Origin of the sequence: Streptomyces sp. NPDC002574 (genome assembly GCF_042889545.1) — a bacterium.
Classification (GTDB): Bacteria; Actinomycetota; Actinomycetes; order Streptomycetales; family Streptomycetaceae; genus Actinacidiphila.
Genome location: NZ_JBIARB010000004.1, coordinates 160965 through 182177, shown reverse-complemented (window position 1 = coordinate 182177; position 21213 = coordinate 160965). Strand labels below are relative to the sequence as shown.

Here is a 21213-nt window from a genome sequence, read left to right as displayed (position 1 = left end):
GCGTCTCCATCCTGCACCTGAAGGCCGTAAACCGGCGGTAAGAGCGTGTTACCGGGCCGCGCGCGCGACGGCCCCGGCGGCCGTGCCCCGGCCGCTCTCCGGCTCGGGCGGCCCGCCACCGCACGTGACCCGTGCCACACCGTGCGTCGTGAAGAGCGGTGTCCGTACCGGTCGTGGGCCGCGCGTGGCGCGGACGGGAACTCGGCGCGGAATTCTTCGGGTTGCGGAGGTTTCCGCTCCGGCGGGCCTGGGGAGGACGACTGCACACCCCCGATCGCGCCCCTTGGGCGTTCGCAGCCGATGTGTGGCGGCAGCCGTCGCGCGATCCGCGGGGACCTCGGAACAACCTGCCCGCAGCCGCATCGACCCGTACCCACCCACACCCTGTGTCACCTATCGACGACGAGGGGGCGCCACCTGATGGACGCATTCACCACTGGCATCCTGCAGCGCATACACAGCACTGAGTCGGACCTGCTCGCCGCCCGGGAGGCGGGGGACGAGTTCCTGGCCGAGGTCGAGGAGGCCGAACTGGCCGATCTGCGCCGCCTCGCCGCCGACCACGGCGTACAGGTGCTGCCCAAGATCGCCTGAGGGCAACCGGACCCGAACGCCGCGCCCCGGTCACCGCACAGGTGCCGGGGCGTTCGCGTGCCCGGGTCCGGGTCCGGGTCCGCCGGTCAGTCGTGCCAGGCGCCCAGTTCCTCCAGGAGCGCCTGCAACGGCTCGAAGACCCCCGCCGGCGCCGCCACCGTCAGCTGCGGGGACGGCGGCTCCCCCGGGCGGCCGCCGGTGAGCGCGCCCGCCTCGCGGACGAAGAGGTCGCCCGCGGCGTAGTCCCAGATGTTCAGCCCGCGCTCGTAGTAGGCGTCGAGCCGGCCGCAGCCGACGTCGCACAGGTCGATGGCGGCCGAACCCGCGCGGCGGATGTCCCGCACTCGCGGGATCAGCCGGCGGGCCACCTCGGCCTGTCCGGTGCGCACCTCGGTGGAGTACCCGAAGCCCGTGCCGACCAGCGCCTGCTCGAACGGCGGCGCGGGGCGCGGCCGGGCCCGTACGTCGCCCACCCACGCGCCGCGGCCGAGGACTGCGCGGTAGCTCTCGCGCCTCATGGGCGCCTCGACGACGCCGACGACGGTCTCGCCGTCGACCTGGGCGGCGATGCTCACCGCCCAGCCGGGCAGGCCGTAGAGGTAGTTCACGGTGCCGTCCAGCGGGTCGATCACCCAGCGGACACCGCTGGTGCCCGGCGCGCTGGCGCCCTCCTCGCCGAGCAGTCCGTCGTCCGGCCGGCGTTCGCCGATGAAGGAGGCGATGAGCTTCTCCGCGGCGATGTCCATCTCGGTGACGACGTCGATCGGGCTGGTCTTGGTCGCGGCCACCCCGAGGTCGGCCGGGCGGCCGTCGCGCAGCAGTTCCCCGGCCCTGCGGGCGGCCTCCAGGGCCACGGCCAGGAGTTCGTCCTTCAGTTGGTCGGTCACGGCGCTCCTTGTGCGTCGGGATGTGTAGGTCACTCGGCGCCCGCCGCGGCGGGACGCGGGCTGCGGGCCGGGCAGCAGCCCACCGGGCAGACGTCGTGGCTCGCGCCGAGCCGGCCCAGTGCGCAGCGGTCGGGGGTGAGGCCGCGCTCGGCCGCGGCCCGCTCCCGGACCAGCTCGCGGACGGCGGCGGCGAACCTCGGGTCGGCGCCGACCGTGGCCGAGCGGGCCACGGGCAGCCCGAGCTCGGCGGCCTTGGCGGTGGCCTCGGTGTCGAGGTCGTAGCGGACCTCCATGTGGTCCGAGACGAAGCCGATCGGCACCATGACGGCGGCCGGCGCTCCGGAGGCCTGCAGCTCCTCCAGGTGGTCGCAGATGTCGGGCTCCAGCCACGGGATGTGGGGGGCGCCGCTGCGGGACTGGTAGACGAGCTTCCAGGGCCGGTCGGTGCCGGTGGCCTCCCGGACGGCGTCGGCGATCACCTGGGCGACGTCCAGGTGCTGGGCGACGTAGGCGCCGCCGGCCCCGTCCTTGGTGTGCGCGTCGGCCGGGCCGGAGGTGTCGGCGGCGGCGAGGGGGATGGAGTGCGTGGTGAAGGCCAGGTGCGCACCCGCGCGCGCCTCCTCGGGCAGTTCGGCGAGCGCGGCCAGGACACCGTCGACCATCGGCTGCACGAAGCCGGGGTGGTTGAAGTAGTGGCGCAGCTTGTCCACTCGCGGCACCGGGCGGCCCTCGGCCTCCAGCGCGGCGAGGGAGTCGGCCAGGTTCTCGCGGTACTGGCGGCAGCCGGAGTAGGAGGCGTACGCACTGGTGGCCAGCACCAGGATGCGGCGGCGGCCGTCGTCGGCCATCTCGCGCAGGGTGTCGGTGAGGTAGGGCGCCCAGTTGCGGTTGCCCCAGTACACGGGAAGGTCGAGGCCGTGCTCGGTGAAGTCCTTGCGCAGCGTCTGCAGCAGTTCGCGGTTCTGCGCGTTGATGGGACTGACCCCGCCGAACAGGAAGTAGTGCTGCCCCACCTCCTTCAGGCGTTCGCGCGGGATGCCGCGCCCCCGCGTGACGTTCTCCAGGAAGGGGACGACGTCGTCCGTCCCCTCGGGCCCCCCGAAGGACAGCAGGAGCAGTGCGTCGTACGGAGCGGCAGTGGCGGCCTCGGTGTGATCGGACATGTCTCCGATCCTCCCACCGCCCGGTGGCGGCCGCGGAACGGCACGGGCCCGGGGCGGGAGCGGTCGCGGGGGTCCCGGCGGGCGGCGGGGAAAAATCGCTTGCGCTCCGTTTGTAAGCTGTGATGAACAGCGACATCCCTTACCCGCACCCCCTCGTGGATCGGCGACGAAGCCGAGGAGCGCCCCTTGCCCAGTCCCTATCGCGCGATCTTCTCCGCCCCCGGGACCAGGGGCTTCGCCGCTGCCGGCCTCATCGGCCGGATGCCGCTGTCCATGCTCGGCATCGGCATCGTGACGATGATGTCCCAGGTCACCGGCCGCTACCGGATCGCGGGCGCGCTCGCGGCCGTGCTGGCGCTGTCGGGGGCGGCGCTCGGGCCGCAGGTCTCCCGGCTGGTGGACCGGTACGGGCAGCGCAGGGTGCTGCGCCCGGCGGCGGGCACCACGGTGCTGGCCGTCGCCGCGCTGCTGGTGTGCGTGCGGACCGGGGCACCGGACTGGACGCTGTTCGCCTGCGTCGCGGTCGCCGGGCTGACGCCGAGCCTGGGCGCGATGGTGCGGGCGCGCTGGGCGGCCATCCACGGGGGCTCGTCGGCCCTGCTCCACACCGCGTACTCCTTCGAGTCCGTGGTCGACGAGATCTGCTTCATCGTGGGCCCGATCCTGTCCATCGGGCTGTGCACCGTCTGGTTCCCCGAGGCCGGTCCCCTGCTGGCCGCGGTCTTCCTCGCCGTCGGCACCTTCCTGCTCACCGCGCAGCGCTCCACCGAGCCGCCGCCGCACCCGCGCGAGCAGCACACGCGGGGCTCGGCGCTGGGTTCGCGCGGGCTGCAGGTCCTGGTGGTCACCTTCGTGGCGACCGGGGCGATCTTCGGCGCGGTGGACGTCAACACCGTCGCCTTCGCCCAGGAGCAGGGCCACAAGGCCGCCGCCAGCCTCGTCCTCGCCGTGTACGCGTCAGGATCCTGCCTCGCGGGCGTCCTTTTCGGCCTGATGAGACCGCGTGGAACGGCTTCCCGTCGCTTTTTGCTGGGCGTGGGGGCCATGGGCGTGAGTATGATCCCGCCACTACTCGTCGGGAACTTGCCGTTCCTGGCCGTGGCGCTGTTCGTCGCGGGCCTGTCCATCGCGCCGACGATGGTCACGACCATGGCGCTCGTCGAGCAGTTGGTACCGCGCGCGAAGCTGACCGAGGGCATGACGTGGACGAGCACGGGGCTCGCGGTCGGTGTGGCGCTCGGGGCCTCGCTCGCCGGGTGGGTGATCGACGCGGCGGGGGCCCGGGTGGCGTTCGCGGTGCCCGCCTCCGCCGCGGCGCTCGCCGTGGTGGCGGCCTTCCTGGGGTACCGCCGGCTGGAGCCGGCGCCGGAGCTGGAGGGATCGCGTACGCATGGCTACGACGAACAGAACCGCCGGGAAGGCCACATGGCATAACTGGGCGGGCAACGTGGGGGCCGTCCCGGCACGGGAGGTGTCACCCGCCTCGCTGGAGGAACTGGTCGCCGCCGTGCGGAAGGCGGCCGAGGACGGCCTGCCGGCCAAGGCCGTCGGCACCGGCCACTCATTCACCTCCGCCGCGGCCACCGCCGGCGTCCTGATCCGCCCGGAGCGCATGAGCTCCATACGCTCCCTGGACCGCGCGGCCGGGACCGTGACCGTCGAGGCCGGCGTCCAGCTGAAGCACCTGAACGCGTTCCTCGCCGCCGAGGGTCTGTCGCTCACCAATATGGGCGACATCATGGAGCAGACCGCGGCCGGGGCGACCAGCACCGGCACCCACGGCACCGGCCGCGACTCGGCCTCCATCGCCGCCCAGATCACCGCGCTGGAACTGGTGGCGGCCGACGGCTCGGTACTCACGTGCTCCGCCGAGGAGAACGCCGACGTCTTCGCCGCCGCCCGGATCGGACTCGGCGCCCTGGGCGTGGTCAGCTCCCTCACCTTCGCGGTGGAACCGGTCTTCCTGCTCACCGCCCGCGAGGAACCGATGCGCTTCGACCGGGTGCTCCGGGAGTTCGACCAACTCGTCGAGGAGAACGAGCACTTCGAGTTCTACTGGTTCCCGCACACCGACGGCTGCAACACCAAGCGCAACAACCGCAGCCAGGGCCCCGCGGCTCCGGTGCCCCCGGTGCGCGGCTGGCTCGACGACGAGTTCCTCTCCAACGGCGTCTTCCGGGCCGCCTGTGCGCTCGGTCAGGCCGCGCCGTCGCTGATCCCCGGGATCGCGCAGGTCTCCAGCCGCGCCCTGTCGGCGCGTACCTACACCGACATCCCGTACAAGGTCTTCACCCACCCGCGCCGGGTGCGCTTCGTGGAGATGGAGTACGCCGTTCCGCGGGCCGCGGCGGTGGAGGTCCTGCGGGAACTGAAGTCGATGGTCGACTCCTCGGCCCTGCGGATCAGCTTCCCGGTGGAGGTGCGGGTCGCCCCGGCGGACGACATCGCGCTCTCGACGGCCTCGGGCCGCGACAGCGCCTACGTGGCGGTCCACATGTACCGGGGCAGCCGGTACCAGGAGTACTTCACGGCCGTCGAGCAGATCATGACGGCGCATCAGGGCCGGCCGCACTGGGGCAAGGTCCACACCCGGGACGCGGACTGGTTCGCCAAGGCGTACCCGCGCTTCGGGGAGTTCACCGCGCTGCGGGACCGGCTCGACCCGGACCGGCTGTTCCGCAACGACTACCTGCGGCGGGTGCTGGGCGAGTAGATCCCAGGGCTCCGATTGTGGAGATTACGTAACGGCCCCCGGCCAACTCCCTTGACCCGCACAAAGTTCGACGGCGCGGCGCCCCACCGGCGTGGCCCAAATGGAGTACTGTGACAAATCCTGGCTCCGGGGGGAGACGGCGCACTTCATCCCGGGGTGCTGTCGAGCGACCCGGAGACACGTGACACCGAGTGACGCGTTTGGTCACTCAGCGTTGCAAATAGGTAACCGTGCCATAACGGCGCGTCACGGCACATGCCCGACACGCCGGGAAACTCAGCAAGGTTGTGGCAGGCTGCACCCGGGCAGGTCACACTCGTCCATCGGGAGCAGCGACGCACGTGACGTCGGCAGGCACCACCCGGGAGGTAACCGTGCCCGAATTGCGTGTCGTGGCCGTCAGCAACGACGGCACACGACTGGTGCTCAAGGCTGCCGACAGCACGGAGTACACACTCCCGATCGACGAGCGCCTGCGTGCCGCCATTCGCAACGACCGGGCGCGGCTGGGCCAGATCGAGATCGAGGTCGAGAGCCATCTGCGCCCCCGCGACATCCAGGCGCGGATAAGAGCGGGCGCCACCGCCGAGGAGGTCGCACAGCTCGCCGGCATCCCCGTCGAGCGGGTGCGGCGCTTCGAGGGCCCCGTGCTCGCGGAGCGCGCCTTCATGGCGGAGCGGGCACGCAAGACCCCGGTACGGCGTCAGGGCGAGAGCACCGGACCGCAGCTCGGCGAGGCCGTCGCCGAACGGCTGCTGCTGCGGGGCGCCGAGAAGGACTCCGTCGTCTGGGACTCCTGGCGGCGCGACGACGGCACCTGGGAGGTGCTGCTCGTCTACCGCGTCGCCGGTGAGCCGCACTCGGCGAGCTGGACCTACGACCCGCCGCGGCGGCTGGTCCAGGCCGTCGACGACGAGGCGCGCGCGCTGATCGGCGAGGCCACCCAGGAGCCCGCGGAGCCGAGCTACCCGTTCGTGCCGCGGATCGCGCGGCTGCCTCGCGACCGGGTCATGGAGCGGCCGGAGCGCGCGAGCGGCGCGGAGGAGCGGGCCGAGGAGGAACGCGACTCCCTGACCAGCCTCCTGGAGGCCGTGCCGAGTTTCCGCGGCGACATGGTCGTCCCCTCGCAGACCGCCTCGCCCGCGGCGCCGGAGGTTCCTCCCGCGGCCGCGGGCACCGACGGTGCGGTCGACGACCCCGAGGCCGAGGAGGCCGTGCCGTCGGCACCGGCCGCGAGTGCGGGATCCGCGTACGCGGACGTGCTCATGCCGCGGTCCGTGGGCGCCCACCGGGACCGGCTGGTCGGCTCCACCGACCGGCAGGCCGAGGCGGACGGGGTCCGGCCGGGACGGCGGGCGACGGTGCCGAGCTGGGACGAGATCGTCTTCGGGAGCCGCCGCAAGAAGCAGGACTGACCGGGCCGCACCACCGCCTCGCGGGCGATGGTGCGGGCACGCCCGCAGGGCGCGGTCCTTCGCGAGCTGCCCGGTTCTCCCACCCGGCCGCCGGCCGGCACCGTCGCGGGGCCACGCGAGGGTGGCGCGCCGTGGGCGGACGGGTGGGAGTGCCGGGCCTCAGCCCGGCTGGGGGCCCGTCGCGACGGGGCGGCCGGTGTGCGACCACTCGCTCCATGAGCCGACGTAGAGGGCGGCGGGAACGCCGGCCGTCGCGAGGGCGAGCACCTCGTGGGCACCCGAGACGCCCGAGCCGCAGTAGACACCGACCGCCGTGCCGGCGGTGGCGCCGACGCCGGCGAAGCGGGCGGCCAGGTCGCCGGAAGGAAGGAAGAGCCCGGTGGCGGGGTCGACGTTCTCCGTCGTGGGGGCGCTGACCGCACCGGGGATGTGGCCGGCGACGGGATCGATGGGTTCGACCTCGCCGCGATAGCGCTCGGACGCCCGGGCGTCGAGGAGCACACCGCCGCGCGCCAGTGCCGCCGCGCCGTCGGCGTCGAGCAGGGGGAGCCCGCCCAGGACCGCCGTGAAGTCGCCGTCCTCGTCGGCCGGGACGTCCGTCTCCAGAGGGAAGCCGGCCGCCGTCCAGGCCGCGAAGCCGCCGTCCAGCACCCGTACCCGCTCGTGCCCGGCCCAGCGCAGCAGCCACCAGGCGCGGGCGGCGCCCCAGCCCAGCCAGTTGTCGTAGACGACGACGTCGCGGTCCGGGCCGACGCCCGCGCGCCGCATGGCGGCGGTGAACACCTCCACATCGGGCAGGGGATGGCGGCCGGCGTCACCGGGCGGCCCGGCGAGCTCCGACTCCAGGTCCACGTAGTGCGCGCCGGGCAGGTGCCCGGCCTCGTACTCGGGGCGTCCGGGCGGTCCGCCCATCCGGTAGCGGACGTCGAGCAGGACGGGCCCGCGGTCTGACGCGCCCTTCGGCTGCGCGGCCAATTCGGTTACGGTAATGACAGGATGCATAAGCCCATTGTGGTCACCCGGCACGGGGACCCTGCGGCGCGGCCCCCGGACGCGGCACGCCCTGTGGTGCGAGCATTGCTGTGGTACCTCCTCCGCAAGCCCGAGCGCCGCTCCCCAGGAGAGAATTGATGACCGAGGTAGGGAACCGCCACCCGCACGGGACTCCGTGCTGGGTCAGCCTGCTGGCACGCGGCGTCGAGGCCACGCAGGACTTCTACGGCCGTCTGTTCGGCTGGGAGTTCCACCCGGGTCCGTCCTCGCTGGGCACCTATGTGCGCGCCACGCTGAACGGGAAGAGTGTGGCCGGCATCGGCGAACTGCCACGGGACCGGCACCTGCCGATCGCGTGGACCACGTACTTCGCCGCCGACGACGCGGACAAGACCGCCGAGCTGGTCCGCGGTTGCGGCGGCACGGTCGGCGTGGGCCCGCTGGACGCGGACGACGCAGGGCGGCTGGCGATCGCCCTGGACCCGCTGGGGGCGGTGTTCGGGATCTGGCAGGCCGTGCACCACCAGGGCATCGAGACCTCCGGCGAACCGGGCTCGCCCGTCTGGAACGAACTGGTCACCCGCGAGACGTCGATGGTCGCCGCGTTCTACTCGCTGGTCTTCGGCTTCGAGACCCAGCACGTCGTCTCGACCGACTTCGACTACCTCACCCTGCAGCTCGACGGCCGCCCGGTGGGCGGCATCCACGGCGTCGGACGGGGTCTGCCGCGTGATCGCGGCGCGCACTGGATGGCGTACTTCGAGGTGACCGACACCGACGCCGCCGCCCGCCAGGTCGTCCAGCTCGGCGGCAACGTGCTGCGCGCGCCGCGCGACTCCGCGTACGGGCGGGTGGCGACCGTCACCGACCCCGAGGGCGCGGTGTTCACCGTGATCCGCACCGAGCCGCTGCCGGCCTGAGCCGGTCCACCGCCGGGGCGCCTTGGCGGGCGAGCAGCGCACTCCCGGCAGTGACGCCCGGTCTCACCCCGTGCCTGCGTGCGCCGGCGCGGTCTGGACCGGGACGAAGACCTTGTGGCCGAGGATCCCGGTGTCGACGGTGCCGTCCTCCTCGGCGTACCAGCGCCAGTGGGCCCCCGGGACGTCCCCGGCGGCGAGCACGATCCAGCCGCCGTCCGGCGAGGAGAGCCGGGCGAGCGCGGGGAGATCGTTCTCGGTGGGCGGCTGGGCCAGCACGAGGACGCCGGTGACGGGGCCGGTGCGGGTGGCGCTGCGGATGAGGCCGGCGCCGACTTCCGGCGCAGGGACGGCCAGCGGGGACCGGGATCCGCCGCTGACGTCCTGGAGGCCGGGGACCCTGAGCAGTCCGTGCTGGGCGTGCAGGTCGGGCAGCACGGTGCGGGCCGGGTCGACGGCCACCACCGTCACCGCCGCACTGTCCTGGCGCGCGGTCTCCAGCAGGCTGCGCACCAGCGCCGCCAGGGTGTCCCGGGCGACCCGCAGGTCACCGAGGATGCCGAGGGTCCCGTTGAGCTGACCGAGGTCGACCAGGAACTGGGCATGGCCGCGCCCGGTCACACCGGCCCGGGCCAGCAGCGGCAGGGGCAGGCCGTCGGCCGGGGCACCGTCCTCGAGGGACGTGGGGACACCGGTGCGCTCCCAGCGGGTGGCGTCGAGGGCGGTCCACCGCTCCGGGACGGGCGTACCGGCGGAAACGGCGGCGAGCATCTTGGTGGGGAGGACGAGCACGCTGTAGACCCGGGTGGGCGCGCCGGCCGGGCCGGTGAGCGGGCCGGGCGCGGCCAGCAGCTCGCGCAGGGTGTGCCGTACCACCGGGAGCGTGCGGGTGTCGGCGACCAGCGAACGACCGAGGGCGGCCCGGCGTCGGCGGCGCAGCGCGCGCTGGGCGGCGCGTGGCAGGCGCGGGCGCAGGACGCGGGCGGCACCGCGCAAAGCGGTGCCGGTGCGGCGGGCGAGCCGGCCCAGGGTGCGGCGGGCGATGACGAGGACGGTCAGCAGGGCGAGGCCGATACCGCCGACGACGAGGGGGCCGATCGGGACCCGCTTGCCCGACGTGGCCGTTGCACTGGGGGCCCGGCTCGGGGACGCCGCTGCGGTGGGAGCCGCCGCCGTGGCCTCGGGCAGCGTCCCCACCTGCACGCCCTCCCCCTTCGCGTCGTCGGGCAGCCGCAGCGCGAAGCCGGGGACCAACTGCTCGGGCCTGGTGAACGTGGCGCCGCCCGGAAGCGTGCGGCCGGTGTTGAGGCCGAGGATCTCGGAGAACCGGTTGCCGTCGCCGAGGGTGCGCTCGGCGATGGCGAGGAGCGTCTCCGGATGTCCGCCGTTCTGCTCGGGGGACTTGACGACGTAGTACTTGACGTCATCCGCTGTGAGCGCGATCGCGGTGGCCGCTCGGGCCGGGACCGCCGACGCCGTCCGGGCCGGCGCCAGGGCTGTCGCGGCGACGGCGATCCCGAGGGCCAGTACGAGCGCGGCCGGGCGCCTGACCAGGGCCGCGGCACGCGTGGCCGAAACGTTTGCGGAGCGCAATCTCCATCCTCCTGAGCAGTGCTCGCCCGACACGCTGCTGTCATGAACGGTTCACCCGGGCGCGAGAAAGTCATGTTGTGAACTGAGCCTAGCCATACCGGAGTTACTACTGGCACGGCCGAGCGGTGAACGATCGGGGAAGGGCAACAGCGCTATGGCGAGACGGCACACCAGCGGATGGGAAGCGCTCGGTTTCGACAGCGACCCCACCCCGGGCGACCCGGAGGCCATCCGTACCCTCGCCCGGACGTACCGCGACCTGGGTGACCAGGCGGACCAGGCGTACCGGTTGCTCGGCACGGACGCGGCGATCCGGCACGGCAAGGGCCAGGCGATGGCCGCCCTGCAGGACAAGATCAGGGACATGCCGCGCTTCCTGGACCAGACGCGGACGTCCTTCCACACCGCGGCCGACGCGTACTCCGTGTACGCGGGGGTGCTCGCCGAGGCGCAGAGTCTGCTGGACCGGGCGATCGACCAGGGCGGCCCGGTCGCGACGACCGCCTCGGTGGTGGTCCCCGACCTGCCCCAGAACGCCACGCCGGAGCAGACGTCGAGCCACGACGCGCGGGTGACGGAGGTCGGCAACGCCAAGTCCGAACTGTCGGCGGCGACGGTGCTGGCGCAGCAGGCCCAGCAGATGCGCGCGGACGGCTCCGCCACCGCCTCCAGGGCCCTGGACGCGGCCGCGGACCAGGCCATCCCGGCGCGGAACATCTTCCAGAAGATCGGCGACTGGCTCGCGGACCACCCGATCTTCGAGATCATCATCGGTATCTTCGCCGGTCTCGTCGCGATCTTCTTCCCGGTGGTCGGCATCCTGATAGGGGCGCTCGCCTTCGGCCTGTCGGTGGTCCGGATGGTCTCCCAAGGCCATTTGGAGATAGGTGAGTTGATCGTCGGCCTGCTCACCATCGTGCCGGGCGGGGTGCTGCTGGGACAGCTGGGCAGGCTCGGCAACGTCCTCTCGAAGTTCGCGCCGCTGGGCAAGGCGCTGGCGACCGCGGGCCGCGGCGCGGGCACCATGTCGAACGCGGTCAAGGGCTGGATGAAGACGTCCACCTTCACCCGCAAGGTCCTCACCCCGCTGGGCCGCGGCGTCAACTACGACGGGCTGAAGGTCAGACCGGCGTTCGTGGTGACCCAGAAGGCGGTCGCCGAGGGGAGCACCGAGTTCGCGCTCGGCGCGACCGCGACCGTCATCTCGGATGTCGCCGCGGGCAAGCAGCTCGACGCGGGCAGGATCCTCGCCGGCGCCGCGGTGGGCGCGGCCGTCGGCGGCGGCTTCGCCGTGCTCGGGGGCACGAAGTTCGCCAACAACCTCAAGGACGCCTTCACCACGCAGGGCAGGTTCAAGAGCAACATCGGCAAGGCGTTCTCCGCGTCGAGCTTCACCCCGGGCAGCCTGCTGCACGTCAACGGCCGGGAAATGCCGCAGAAGAACGGCTTCCACGGCATCACGAGCAAGACCGAGGGCGACCAGACCACCGGCGCGCTGAAGACCAAGGTCACCACGCCGGACGGTACGACGACCGAGACCAAGACCGAGCCGCCCACGCCGAAGCCCGCCGCGACGGCGGACGGCAACCCGCCGCCGGAGCCGAAGACCACGACGAAGACGACCACCCCGGACGGCTTCACCTCCAAGACCTCGGGCGGCACGAACACGATCGAGAGCCCGCAGGGCGACAAGGTGACGTACAACGGGGCCCAGACCAGCGTGGACACCCCGGCCGGCCATGGCTCCCACCTCACCACCACGCTGTCCGACAACGGGTTCACGACGTCGAACGGCCCGTTCGGCGGGGGCGTCACCCAGGGCGCCGACGGCACGGTCGCCTTCAACGGCACCGGCGAGGCGGGGGCCCACGGCCCGAACCCGCCCGCCTTCACGGTCGCGGCCGGTGGCGACATCCACACCGGGGGGCTCACGGTCCACGACGCGGGCGGCACCACCACGGTGTCCGGGGACGGTGTCTCCGTCCAGCACCAGGGCACCGTCACCTCGGTGTTCCACGGTGCTCCCGGCAACCCGCCGGTGGTCACGCACGACACCGGGGCCGGGGCGGGCGGGACCGTCGACGTCAATCTCGCCGGGCACCACGTCACGACGCCCGCGGACGGCATCGGCGGCGGTGTGGACCTGCCCGGCCACCAGCACGTCGCCCCGCCCCAGGCCGGCGGTGTCCCCGTCCAGGACAACGGGGTGACGGGCACCCTGCATGCGGACGGCACCGCGACGGTGAGCTCGATCGGCGGCCCGACCACGCACCTGGGCAGCGAGGGGTTCACGGTCGTCCCCGACCCCCACCACCCCGGCACCACCGTGCAGTTCGACAGCAACGCCGGGCACTACGGACTCGATTCCGCGGTCAACGTGACGACGCAGGGCGGCCCGTCCGTCAGCGCCGACAGCGACGGCATCGTGACCGTGCAGGCCGGCCCGGGCGCCCACGGGGGCACGGCGTACTTCACTCCGGGCGGCGTCACGCTGACCGGCGACAACGGCGCGCAGTTCACGGTCGGCCAGAACGGCGCCTTCACCGTGGGCGGCATCAGCCACAGCGGGAACGGCGACCTCACCGCCGGCGGCAGCACCGTCCACGCCGACGGCACCGCGGACTTCACGCACAACGGATTCCAGTACCACGTCGGCGCGGACGGCGTCATCACACCCGCCCCCGGCCAGCACGGCCCCCCGGGGCCCGACGGCGTCCCGACCCAGCCTCCGCCGCTGGCGCAGGCGGCCCCCGGCCACCCGGTGTCCCACGGCAACCTCACGGTCTCCGTGGACGGCCACGGAACGCCGGCGGTCGGCGTGCAGGGGACGAGCACGGTGGACGGCGGCGGGCACGTGGTGACCACGACGGCCTCGGTGTCGGGCGGCGCCACGACCCTGGACTCCGGCGGTTTCCATGTGACCACCGGCCCGAACGGCACGACCGCGACCGGCGCGGGTTTCACCGCCCACAGCGGCCCCGGCGGCATCACCGCGGGCGCGCCGGGCGGCCCGCCCGCCGTGTCGGTCACGCTCGGCCAGAACGGCGGGGCCACGGTCGCCGTCGGCGGCAGCACGACGACGCTCGGCCCGGGCGGGGCCACGACGCACGTGGGCGGTGGCGTGGTGGCCACCGGGAACGGCACGGTCTCCAGCGCGCCGGTCGGGCAGGGCACCACCGTGGACAGCGGCGCGGGCGGCGCCACCGCCACCGTGAACGACGGGCAGGGCGGAGCGTTCACCGTGCGCCCCGGTACCGACGGCGCCCACCGACCGACCGCCGACATCACCCACCCGGACGCCCAGGGCCATCCGGTCCGGGCCCAGGTGGGCGCGAACGGGATCAGCTCACAGGGCGTCACCGTCCAGAGCACCCCGGGCCGCAACGGCGTCAGCTTCAGCCAGCAGGGCACCCACGCGACCACGACCACCACCTCCGGCGCCGACGGCACCGTGAACGTCACCGGCCCCGACGGCAGCGTCCAGGTCGGCGGGCAGTCGGTCACCGTCACCAACACCGCGGGGCAGAGCGTCAGCACCACGCACGGCACGATCACGGCGGCGGGCAACGGCCACACCACCACGCTCACCCCGGACGGCCACGGCGGATTCGGCACGCGGACGGTCGACGACCGGTCCGGCGTCGGCCACACCGTCGGCCCCAACGGGCATCTGAACGTGGAGAACTCGCCCAGCGGGGCGAACATCACGGCGACGCGGGACGGCGGGACGGTCCGGACCCCGCCCGGCAAGGGCCCCGCCTACGTCGGCAGCCCCCCGCTCGTCGGCGGCGACAACACCCTGACCAACGGAACGGGCGGCACCACGGTCACCACCCACGGCGACCATCCCTTCGCCGCACCCGGCAGTACCGTCAGCCACAACGGCGACGGCCACGTGACCGTCGAACACGGCGCGGGGACCGGGAGCTTCGGCCCCGGCGGCGTCACGCACCTGGGCCCCAACCCGAACGGCCCGGTCGACGCCCAGGGCCGACCCGTCGACACGGGCGGCAATCCGATCGGCTACGGGCCGGGCGAGACCCACGTGTCCACCGTGACCGGCGACGGCCAGGGCGGCATCACCGTGCGGACGCCGGGCAACGGACCCACCATCCACCACACCGGCGGCTTCGGCGGCCGGTCCACGGTGGACACCGGCAACGTCACGGTCACCAAGTCCGACAGCGGCTACGCCAACGCGACCACCCCGGCCGAGAAGTCCGGGGTGCTGCCCGGCAAGGACAGCCCCTTCGCCCCGCAGGGCCCGCCCGCGACCTTCACCGTCGGCGCGAACCACCCGGGCGGCCCCAGCGTCCAGGTGCCGGTCTGGGGCGGCGGCTCCAGCGTCACCAGCGGCGGCCTGCACATCGGCCACAGCGGCAGCGGTACCTTCCAGGTCGGCGGCCCGGGCGGCGCGGGCGACTCCGTCACCGTGCGGCCGGACAACAGCCTCACCGGGGGCCCCGGCGTCCACGTCACCGACCACCCCGCCGTCACACCGCCGCCGGGCGGGCAGGGGCCCTCGGTCCCCGCCCACCAGACGGCCACACTCAGCGACGGCACCACGGTCACCAACCTGGGCGGCCCCGCCACGTTCACCCCGCCCGGCGGCGCCCCGGGCACCACCGTCGACCACGGCACCGCCACGACCACCGATCCCGGCAACGGCGTGACCATCACGCAGAACCCGCACGGCTCGGCCGACTTCCAGTACAACGGCAACGGCGAGACCACCACGCTGCACGTCGGTCACAGCGGAGTGACCGGGTCGGTGGACAGCAACGGCACCACGCACACCTTCACCGCGGGCGACAGCAGCGCCGTCACGGTCCGGGACGCGGACGGCACCAAGGTCGCCGGCATCGACGGCGCCGGTGGCTTCACCGAACAGCACTCGCCGGTGGACGACTACGCGTTCAACGTGGGCAGCACCCTCAAACCGGACGACTACCGGGAGTTCGCCTGGGAGGCCGCCCGCGGCGCGCTCAAGGGCGTCATCCAGAACTTCTCGGTCGCCGGTGTCCAGATCGGTCTGGGCGCGGACCCCACGACCGCCCTGGAGAACGCCGCCCTCGGGGTGGGCACCTCGGTCGCCAACGGCGTCACCAACAAGCAGTTGGAGAACAGCCACATCTTCAACACCAAGGGCCCCGAGGTCCTCTACACCGACATCCCGGTGAAGTTCATCAACACGGCCAACGACAACCAGAACCGGGAACTGCTCAACCCCCCGCAGCCGGAGGGCCCGGTGTCGCTCACCCCGGAGGAGCTGGCCTGGATCCAGGCCGAGCAGAACGAGCAGACCCCGGGCCACTGACCGGCCTCCGGCCCACGACAGCCCGTCCGCCCGACCGACCCACCGTCCGACCAGCCCGCTCCACAGGAGAGGAACCGCCCTCATGCCCCAGTTCGACGTCAAGACCGAGATCACCGACTCCACGTCGGCGACCGTGACCAACGAGTACGACCAGGCCATCGCCCAGCTCCGCAAGATCAAGACCGACATCGACAACCTGCTCGCGGACGGCTACCGCACCCCCGCGGCGGAGACCAAGTTCCGGCCGTTCTTCGAGTCCTTCCACAAGGGCTACAACGATGTCATCGAGGGCCTGCCGGGCATCTCCCAGTACGTCAAGAGCGTCGGCGAGGGCTTCACCGAGACCGACACCCAGCTCGGCAACAGCCTCCCCCACTAGTACCCGACGGCGGACGGGCCGGACGACCGCGGACCTGTCCGGCCCGTACCGCCTCCGTTCGCTTCGGAAGGAACCGAGGAGCAGCCCCATGCGCCTGACCGTCACCGTCGTCGACCCCGATCCCCGGACGGGCCGGGCGGCCGACATCGTGATCGACACCGACCCCGGTGTCCCGGTCGGCGAACTCGCCGGAGAACTCAGCCGGGCCGTGCGCGGCGCCGCACCCGCCGACGACCCGCCCGTGCTGTACGCGGGCGCCGACCCGCTCCCCGCGGAGCAGGCCGTGGCCGCCGCCGGACTGCGCTCGGGCGGCCTGCTCGCCCTCGGGACGCCGCTCGACGTGCCGCGCGCCGGCCAGGAGCCCGAAGGCGTGGTGGAGTTGCGCGCCATCGGCGGCACCGGTGCCGGATCGGTGTTCCGGCTGCCGCCGGGCAACTTCGACATCGGTTCCGCCGCGACAGCCCGCGTCCGGCTGCCCGCCGGCGACCTCCCGGAGTCCGCCGCCCACCTCGTCATCGCCGTGAACGGCAGCGTCCTGGTGCGCGCCGCGCACGGCGAGAGCCTGCGCCTGGACGACACCGAGCTGACCGGCGACGGCGAGTGGCGGGACTGGCCCGTCGCCGGCGTGCTGACCTGCGGGCCCGTCCTGCTGGAACGGACCGCGCCCACCGCCCCCGACGCCGCCGTGGTCCCCTCGGCCGACGGGACCGGGCTCGACTACAACCGGCCGCCCCGGCTGCTCCCGCCGACCCCGAAGAATCGTTTCCGGCTGCCGCGACCGCCCAGCAAGCAGGCCCGCAACAGGCTCCAGCTGCCGATGATCTTCGCGCCTCTCGTCATGTCCGGCGCCATGACGGCCCTCACCGGCAACTCCCGCATGCTCCTGTTCGGACTGCTCTCCCCGGTCATGGCCCTGGTCAACCAGCTCACCGCCAAGCGGCGCGGCAAGGAGACGTACGCGGAGCAACTCGCCGTGTACAAGGAGACCAAGGCCGAGCTCGACCAGGAGGTCGAGGAAGCGGTCCTCGCCGAGCAGGCCGCCCGCCGGGCCGCCTGCCCCGACCCGGCCACCGCTTTGCTCATCGCCGCCGGCCCGCGCCGCCGCCTGTGGGAACGCCGCTGGCGGGACGACGACTTCCTGCTGCTGCGGCTCGGGGTGGCCGACCGCCCCGCCTGGGTCGAACTGGAGGACCCCGCCGAGGCCGAGCACCGCCGCCGGGTCACCCGCACCACGCACGCCGTACCCGTCGCGGTCTCGCTCCGCGAGGCGGGCGTCGTGGGCCTGGCCGCCGACGTACGCGCCTCCGACGCGGCGCTCCGGGTCGGGGGCGCGCCCGCCGAGGGCAGTGGCGCCGACGTCATGGCGTCCCTGGCACGCTGGCTCGTGGCCCAGGCCGCCGTCCTGCACAGCCCCTCCGACCTGCGCATCTACGTCCTGTCCGGCTCGGCCGGCGCGGACCGCTGGTCCTGGGTCCACTGGCTGCCGCACTGCGCCCCGCAGGGCGAGGACACGGTGAGCCTCGTCGGTTCCGGCGCCGAGTCGCTGGGCCGCCGCGTCGCCGAGCTCAGCGCCCTGATCGCCGCCCGCAAGACCGCGGGCCGCGGCGCCCCGCGCGGCGGCGCGGCCGGTGAGCCCGACGTGCTGGTGGTCCTGGACGGCGCCCGCCGGCTGCGCGCGCTGCCCGGCGTCATCCAGATCCTCCGCGACGGCCCCGAGGTCGGGGTGTACGCGCTCTGCCTGGACGACGAGGAACGGCTGCTGCCCGAGGAGTGCCAGGCCGTCGCCGTCGCCGGGGTCGGCGGTCTGTGGATCCGTCAGGCCGGCGTGGAGCCGGTGACCGGCGTCCTCATGGACGCCCCCGAGCCGGCCTGGTTCACCGGGGTGGCCCGCGCGCTGGCCCCCGTACGGGACGTCGGCGACGACGCCGAGGAGGGCCTGCTGCCCACGTCGGCGCGGCTGCTGGACGTGCTCGGTCTGGAACCGCCCACCGCCGAGGCCGTCGCCGCCGCGTGGGCGGTGTCCGCGCGCAGCACCAGGGCCGTCCTCGGGGAGGGCGTCGACGGGCCGTTCGCCGTCGACCTCAAGGCCGACGGGCCGCACGGCCTGATCGCCGGCACCACCGGCTCCGGCAAGTCCGAGCTGCTGCAGTCGCTCGTGGCCTCGCTGGCCGTCGCCAACCGGCCGGACGAGCTGAACTTCGTCCTCGTCGACTACAAGGGCGGCAGCGCCTTCGCCGAGTGCGAGGACCTGCCGCACACCGTCGGCATGGTCACCGACCTCGACACCCACCTCGTCGAGCGCGCCCTGACCTCCCTCGGCGCGGAACTCCGCCGCCGCGAGCACATCCTCGCCGACGCCGGGGCCAAGGACATCGACGACTACACGGACAAGCGCGCCCGCCGCCCCGAACTCGGCCCGATGCCACGACTCGTCCTGGTCATCGACGAGTTCGCCTCCATGGTCCGCGAACTGCCCGACTTCGTCTCAGGACTGGTCAACATCGCCCAGCGCGGCCGGTCGCTCGGCATCCATCTGATCCTCGCCACCCAGCGCCCCTCCGGCGCCGTCACCGCCGACATCCGCGCCAACACCAACCTGCGGATCGCCCTGCGCACCACCGACCCGTCCGAGAGCCGCGACATCATCGACGCCCCCGACGCCGGCCAGCTCTCCCCCCGCACCCCCGGCCGCGCCTACGCCCGCCTGGGCCACGCCGTCCTGCTGCCCTTCCAGACCGGCCGGATCGGCGGCCGCCGCCCCGACCTCACCACCACCGCCGAGGACGACCACCCGGCCCCCCTCCTCACCGAACTCCACTGGGAGGAACTCGGCGACCCGCCGCCCGCCCGCCGCAAGGACGGCGAGCAGCGCGCCGTGCAGACCGTCACCGACCTGGCCGTCCTGGTGCAGGGCATCGGCGCCGCCGCCGAACTGCTCGCCATCCCCGAGCCCCGCCGCCCCTGGCTGCCGCCCCTGCCGGACTCGTACGCCCTCCCCGAGGGCAGCGGCCCGTCCTACGACGCCGAGGGGCGTCTCACCCCGGTCACGTTCGGGCAGGTCGACGTACCCGCGGAACAGGCCCGCACCGACCTCGTCTTCGACTTCGACGAGATGGGCCACCTCCACCTCATCGGCGCCCCGCGCAGCGGCCGTTCCCAGGCACTGCGCACCCTGGCCGCCGCCGTCGCCCGCGACCACAGCACCGCCGACGTCCACATCTACGGGCTGGACTGCGGCAACGGCGCTCTGCAGGCGCTGGCCGAACTGCCGCACTGCGGCGCCGTCGTGGACCGCGGTCAGATCGAGCGGGTGGTCCGGCTGCTCAACCGGTTGGTCGCCGAACTCAACAGCCGCCGCGCCCAGCTCGGCCGCGGCGGGCTCGCCGACCTCACCGAGCTGCGCCGTCGCCGCAGCCCGATCCGGCGCCCGCCCCACCTGCTGCTCCTGGTGGACCGCTTCGAGGCGTTCGAGCGCGACTTCGGTACCTACGACCAGGGCAGCGTCATGGAGAAGATGCTGCTGCTGCTCCGCGAGGGCGCCGCCGTCGGCATCCACCTCGTGCTCACCGGCGACCGGATCCTGACCTCGTCCCGGTTCGTCTCCACCACCGAGGACAAGCTCGTGCTGCGGCTCAACGACCGCAACGACTACTCCGCCGTCGGCGTGCCCTACCGGGAGATACCCGCCGAGCTGCCCGCCGGCCGCGCCATCCGGCTCAAGGACACCTGCAGCGTCCAGATCGCGCTCATCGACCCCGACCCCAGTGGCGCCGCGCAGGCGGCCGCCCTGGACCGGATCGCCAAACTGACCGCCGAACGCGACCGCGCGGTGCCGGCCCAGCTCCGCCCCTTCCGGGTGGACGTGCTCCCGGACCGGTTCTCCTTCGAGGACGCCCTGGCCCGGGTCCCCGAGGGCGCCTCCCCGCTGTGGGCGATGGTCGGTGTGGGCGGCGACGAACTCTCCGCCGTGGGCACCGACCTGGCCGCCGTCCCGACCTTCGTCATCGCCGGCCCGCCCCGCTCCGGGCGCAGCACGGTCCTGCTCACCATGGCCCGGTCGCTGCTCGCCCGCGGCAACAAGCTGGTCGTCGTCGCCCCCCGGCCGTCCCCGCTGCGGTCCCTGGCCGGCCGGCCGGGTGTCGTCGACGTCCTCACCGATCCCGATGTGGCCCTCGCCGACTTCCGCAAGGCCCTGCACGGCGTCGACAGCCCGACCGGCGCCATCCTGCTGGACGACGCCGACATGCTGGCCCACTCCGAGATCGACTCCGACCTCACCACCTTCGCCCGCGGCGCCGCCGGGGACGGCTGGGGCCTGATCGCGGCCGGCAACAACGAGGCGTTCCTGAGCAGCATGAGCGGCTGGCAGGTCGCGCTCCGCCGCAACCGCTGCGGTGCGATCCTCGCCCCGCGCAACCTCAGCGACGGCGAACCCGTCGGCGCCCGCCTCCCGCACGGCCTGCTGGGGGCCGATCCCGAACCCGGCAAGGCGTACCTGCACCTCGGGGACGGCAAGTACGTGACCGTCCGCGTCCCCGAGCCGGGCGGCACGCGCTGAACCCCGCGGCACCGCGACGGGCCCGGTCCTCCCGCGGGAGGACCGGGCCCGTCGCGGTGCCGTCCACGGTCAGGACGGGGTGATCACGCCGAAACTGAACGTCGAGGTGATCGCGTCGAACACGTCGTACAGCGGCTCCGCCAGCGGGAGGTTGGGGCTGGAGCAGGTGATGACCAGCACCTGACCGCTCTCGTCCGGGAACGGAACCACCGTGTGCATGATCAGCAGTTGGGTCCTGATCCCGTGGGAGACCTCGGCCTCCTCGACGCCCTTCACCCGTCCCACCGGGCCGATCCCCGGCAGTTCCACGGTGCTGAACGTCCGGGCCGTGCCCTCGCCCTGACGGCCTCCGGCCGCCGAGAACTCCTTGCTCAGATCGTGCAGCGAGAAGCTCCGTCCCGGCGGTGGCGTGACCTTGAAGATCATCACGTTCGCCATCAGCAGGCCGTCCTCGTACATCGTGAACGTGCCCGCCGCGTACACCGCGCCGCGCCGCTGCGCGCCCTGCGCGATCCGCCGCACACTGCGGAACGTCTCGTTGATCCGGTCCCGCTCCGCCTTGTCGGGCGTCTCCCTCATCAGCGCGGCCCGGATGCCGGCCAGTGCCTCGCCGGACAGGTCGTACTCCACCCAGCCGTCCGGTATCCGCAGGCCGAACGCCAGGGTTCCGTCAAGGGCCATCGC

General features: G+C 73.6%; 13 protein-coding genes. 8 read left to right on the top strand and 5 right to left on the bottom strand.

Features of this window, described 5'->3' with window-relative positions; all coding sequences use genetic code 11:
- Window positions 1-420 precede the first annotated feature (420 nt).
- Window positions 421-594 carry a hypothetical protein gene (locus ACFYXS_RS10645; protein ID WP_319659104.1) on the top strand — a complete coding sequence of 58 codons (174 nt, stop codon included), beginning with the start codon at window positions 421-423 and terminating at the stop codon, window positions 592-594.
- A gap of 86 nt (window positions 595-680) precedes the next feature.
- On the opposite strand, the gene ACFYXS_RS10640 is transcribed toward ACFYXS_RS10645, so the two are convergent.
- Window positions 681-1481, bottom strand: coding sequence for an inositol monophosphatase family protein (locus tag ACFYXS_RS10640; RefSeq protein WP_389246122.1), 801 nt, complete (start codon window positions 1479-1481; stop codon window positions 681-683).
- 29 nt (window positions 1482-1510) lie between these two features.
- Window positions 1511-2644: a ferrochelatase gene (locus tag ACFYXS_RS10635; RefSeq protein WP_389246120.1), complete on the bottom strand. Its 1134-nt coding sequence runs from the start codon at window positions 2642-2644 to the stop codon at window positions 1511-1513.
- A gap of 186 nt (window positions 2645-2830) precedes the next feature.
- Here ACFYXS_RS10635 and ACFYXS_RS10630 point away from each other — a divergent pair, with 186 nt between their 5' ends.
- The 3 genes from ACFYXS_RS10630 to sepH all read left to right on the top strand — a co-directional run bounded on the left by ACFYXS_RS10630 (window position 2831) and on the right by sepH (window position 6772).
- Window positions 2831-4078: an MFS transporter gene (locus ACFYXS_RS10630; protein WP_389246117.1), complete on the top strand. Its 1248-nt coding sequence runs from the start codon at window positions 2831-2833 to the stop codon at window positions 4076-4078.
- The gene (locus ACFYXS_RS10625) at window positions 4035-5357 is read left to right on the top strand and encodes a D-arabinono-1,4-lactone oxidase (RefSeq protein WP_389246115.1); all 1323 of its coding nucleotides are present in this window, start codon (window positions 4035-4037) and stop codon (window positions 5355-5357) included. The genes ACFYXS_RS10630 and ACFYXS_RS10625 overlap by 44 nt, the downstream gene beginning before the upstream one ends.
- 341 nt (window positions 5358-5698) lie before the next feature.
- A complete protein-coding gene (gene sepH, locus ACFYXS_RS10620) occupies window positions 5699-6772 on the top strand; it encodes a septation protein SepH (protein ID WP_389246113.1) in 1074 nt (357 codons plus the stop codon).
- Between the two features lie 159 nt (window positions 6773-6931).
- Here sepH and ACFYXS_RS10615 read toward each other — a convergent pair whose 3' ends face one another.
- Window positions 6932-7774, bottom strand: a complete 843-nt coding sequence (locus ACFYXS_RS10615) for a sulfurtransferase (protein WP_389246111.1) — start codon at window positions 7772-7774, stop codon at window positions 6932-6934.
- Between the two features lie 128 nt (window positions 7775-7902).
- On the opposite strand from ACFYXS_RS10615, the gene ACFYXS_RS10610 reads away from it, so the two are divergent.
- Complete coding sequence (locus tag ACFYXS_RS10610) at window positions 7903-8685, top strand: VOC family protein (protein WP_389246109.1); 783 nt, start codon at window positions 7903-7905, stop codon at window positions 8683-8685.
- Window positions 8686-8748: 63 nt separating this feature from the next.
- Here ACFYXS_RS10610 and ACFYXS_RS10605 read toward each other — a convergent pair whose 3' ends face one another.
- The gene (locus ACFYXS_RS10605; protein ID WP_389246107.1) at window positions 8749-10275 is read right to left on the bottom strand and encodes a hypothetical protein; all 1527 of its coding nucleotides are present in this window, start codon (window positions 10273-10275) and stop codon (window positions 8749-8751) included.
- A gap of 154 nt (window positions 10276-10429) precedes the next feature.
- Between ACFYXS_RS10605 and ACFYXS_RS10600 the strand changes: the two genes are divergently transcribed.
- The 3 genes from ACFYXS_RS10600 to ACFYXS_RS10590 all read left to right on the top strand — a co-directional run bounded on the left by ACFYXS_RS10600 (window position 10430) and on the right by ACFYXS_RS10590 (window position 20529).
- A complete protein-coding gene (locus ACFYXS_RS10600) occupies window positions 10430-15592 on the top strand; it encodes a hypothetical protein (protein WP_389246105.1) in 5163 nt (1720 codons plus the stop codon).
- A gap of 82 nt (window positions 15593-15674) precedes the next feature.
- Window positions 15675-15971, top strand: coding sequence for a WXG100 family type VII secretion target (locus tag ACFYXS_RS10595; RefSeq protein ID WP_319659114.1), 297 nt, complete (start codon window positions 15675-15677; stop codon window positions 15969-15971).
- Window positions 15972-16059: 88 nt separating this feature from the next.
- Window positions 16060-20529, top strand: coding sequence for an FtsK/SpoIIIE domain-containing protein (locus ACFYXS_RS10590; RefSeq protein ID WP_389246102.1), 4470 nt, complete (start codon window positions 16060-16062; stop codon window positions 20527-20529).
- 69 nt (window positions 20530-20598) lie between these two features.
- On the opposite strand, the gene ACFYXS_RS10585 is transcribed toward ACFYXS_RS10590, so the two are convergent.
- Window positions 20599-21210: a hypothetical protein gene (locus tag ACFYXS_RS10585; RefSeq protein WP_389246100.1), complete on the bottom strand. Its 612-nt coding sequence runs from the start codon at window positions 21208-21210 to the stop codon at window positions 20599-20601.
- Window positions 21211-21213 lie beyond the last annotated feature (3 nt).

Coding starts and splice junctions, on each gene's coding strand:
- ACFYXS_RS10645 (WP_319659104.1), top strand. CDS start 421: ATGGACGCATTCACCACTGGCATCCTGCAGCGCATACACAGCACTGAG.
- ACFYXS_RS10635 (WP_389246120.1), bottom strand. CDS start 2,644: ATGTCCGATCACACCGAGGCCGCCACTGCCGCTCCGTACGACGCACTG.
- ACFYXS_RS10625 (WP_389246115.1), top strand. CDS start 4,035: ATGGCTACGACGAACAGAACCGCCGGGAAGGCCACATGGCATAACTGG.
- ACFYXS_RS10615 (WP_389246111.1), bottom strand. CDS start 7,774: ATGCATCCTGTCATTACCGTAACCGAATTGGCCGCGCAGCCGAAGGGC.
- ACFYXS_RS10610 (WP_389246109.1), top strand. CDS start 7,903: ATGACCGAGGTAGGGAACCGCCACCCGCACGGGACTCCGTGCTGGGTC.
- ACFYXS_RS10600 (WP_389246105.1), top strand. CDS start 10,430: ATGGCGAGACGGCACACCAGCGGATGGGAAGCGCTCGGTTTCGACAGC.
- ACFYXS_RS10595 (WP_319659114.1), top strand. CDS start 15,675: ATGCCCCAGTTCGACGTCAAGACCGAGATCACCGACTCCACGTCGGCG.
- ACFYXS_RS10590 (WP_389246102.1), top strand. CDS start 16,060: ATGCGCCTGACCGTCACCGTCGTCGACCCCGATCCCCGGACGGGCCGG.
- ACFYXS_RS10585 (WP_389246100.1), bottom strand. CDS start 21,210: ATGGCCCTTGACGGAACCCTGGCGTTCGGCCTGCGGATACCGGACGGC.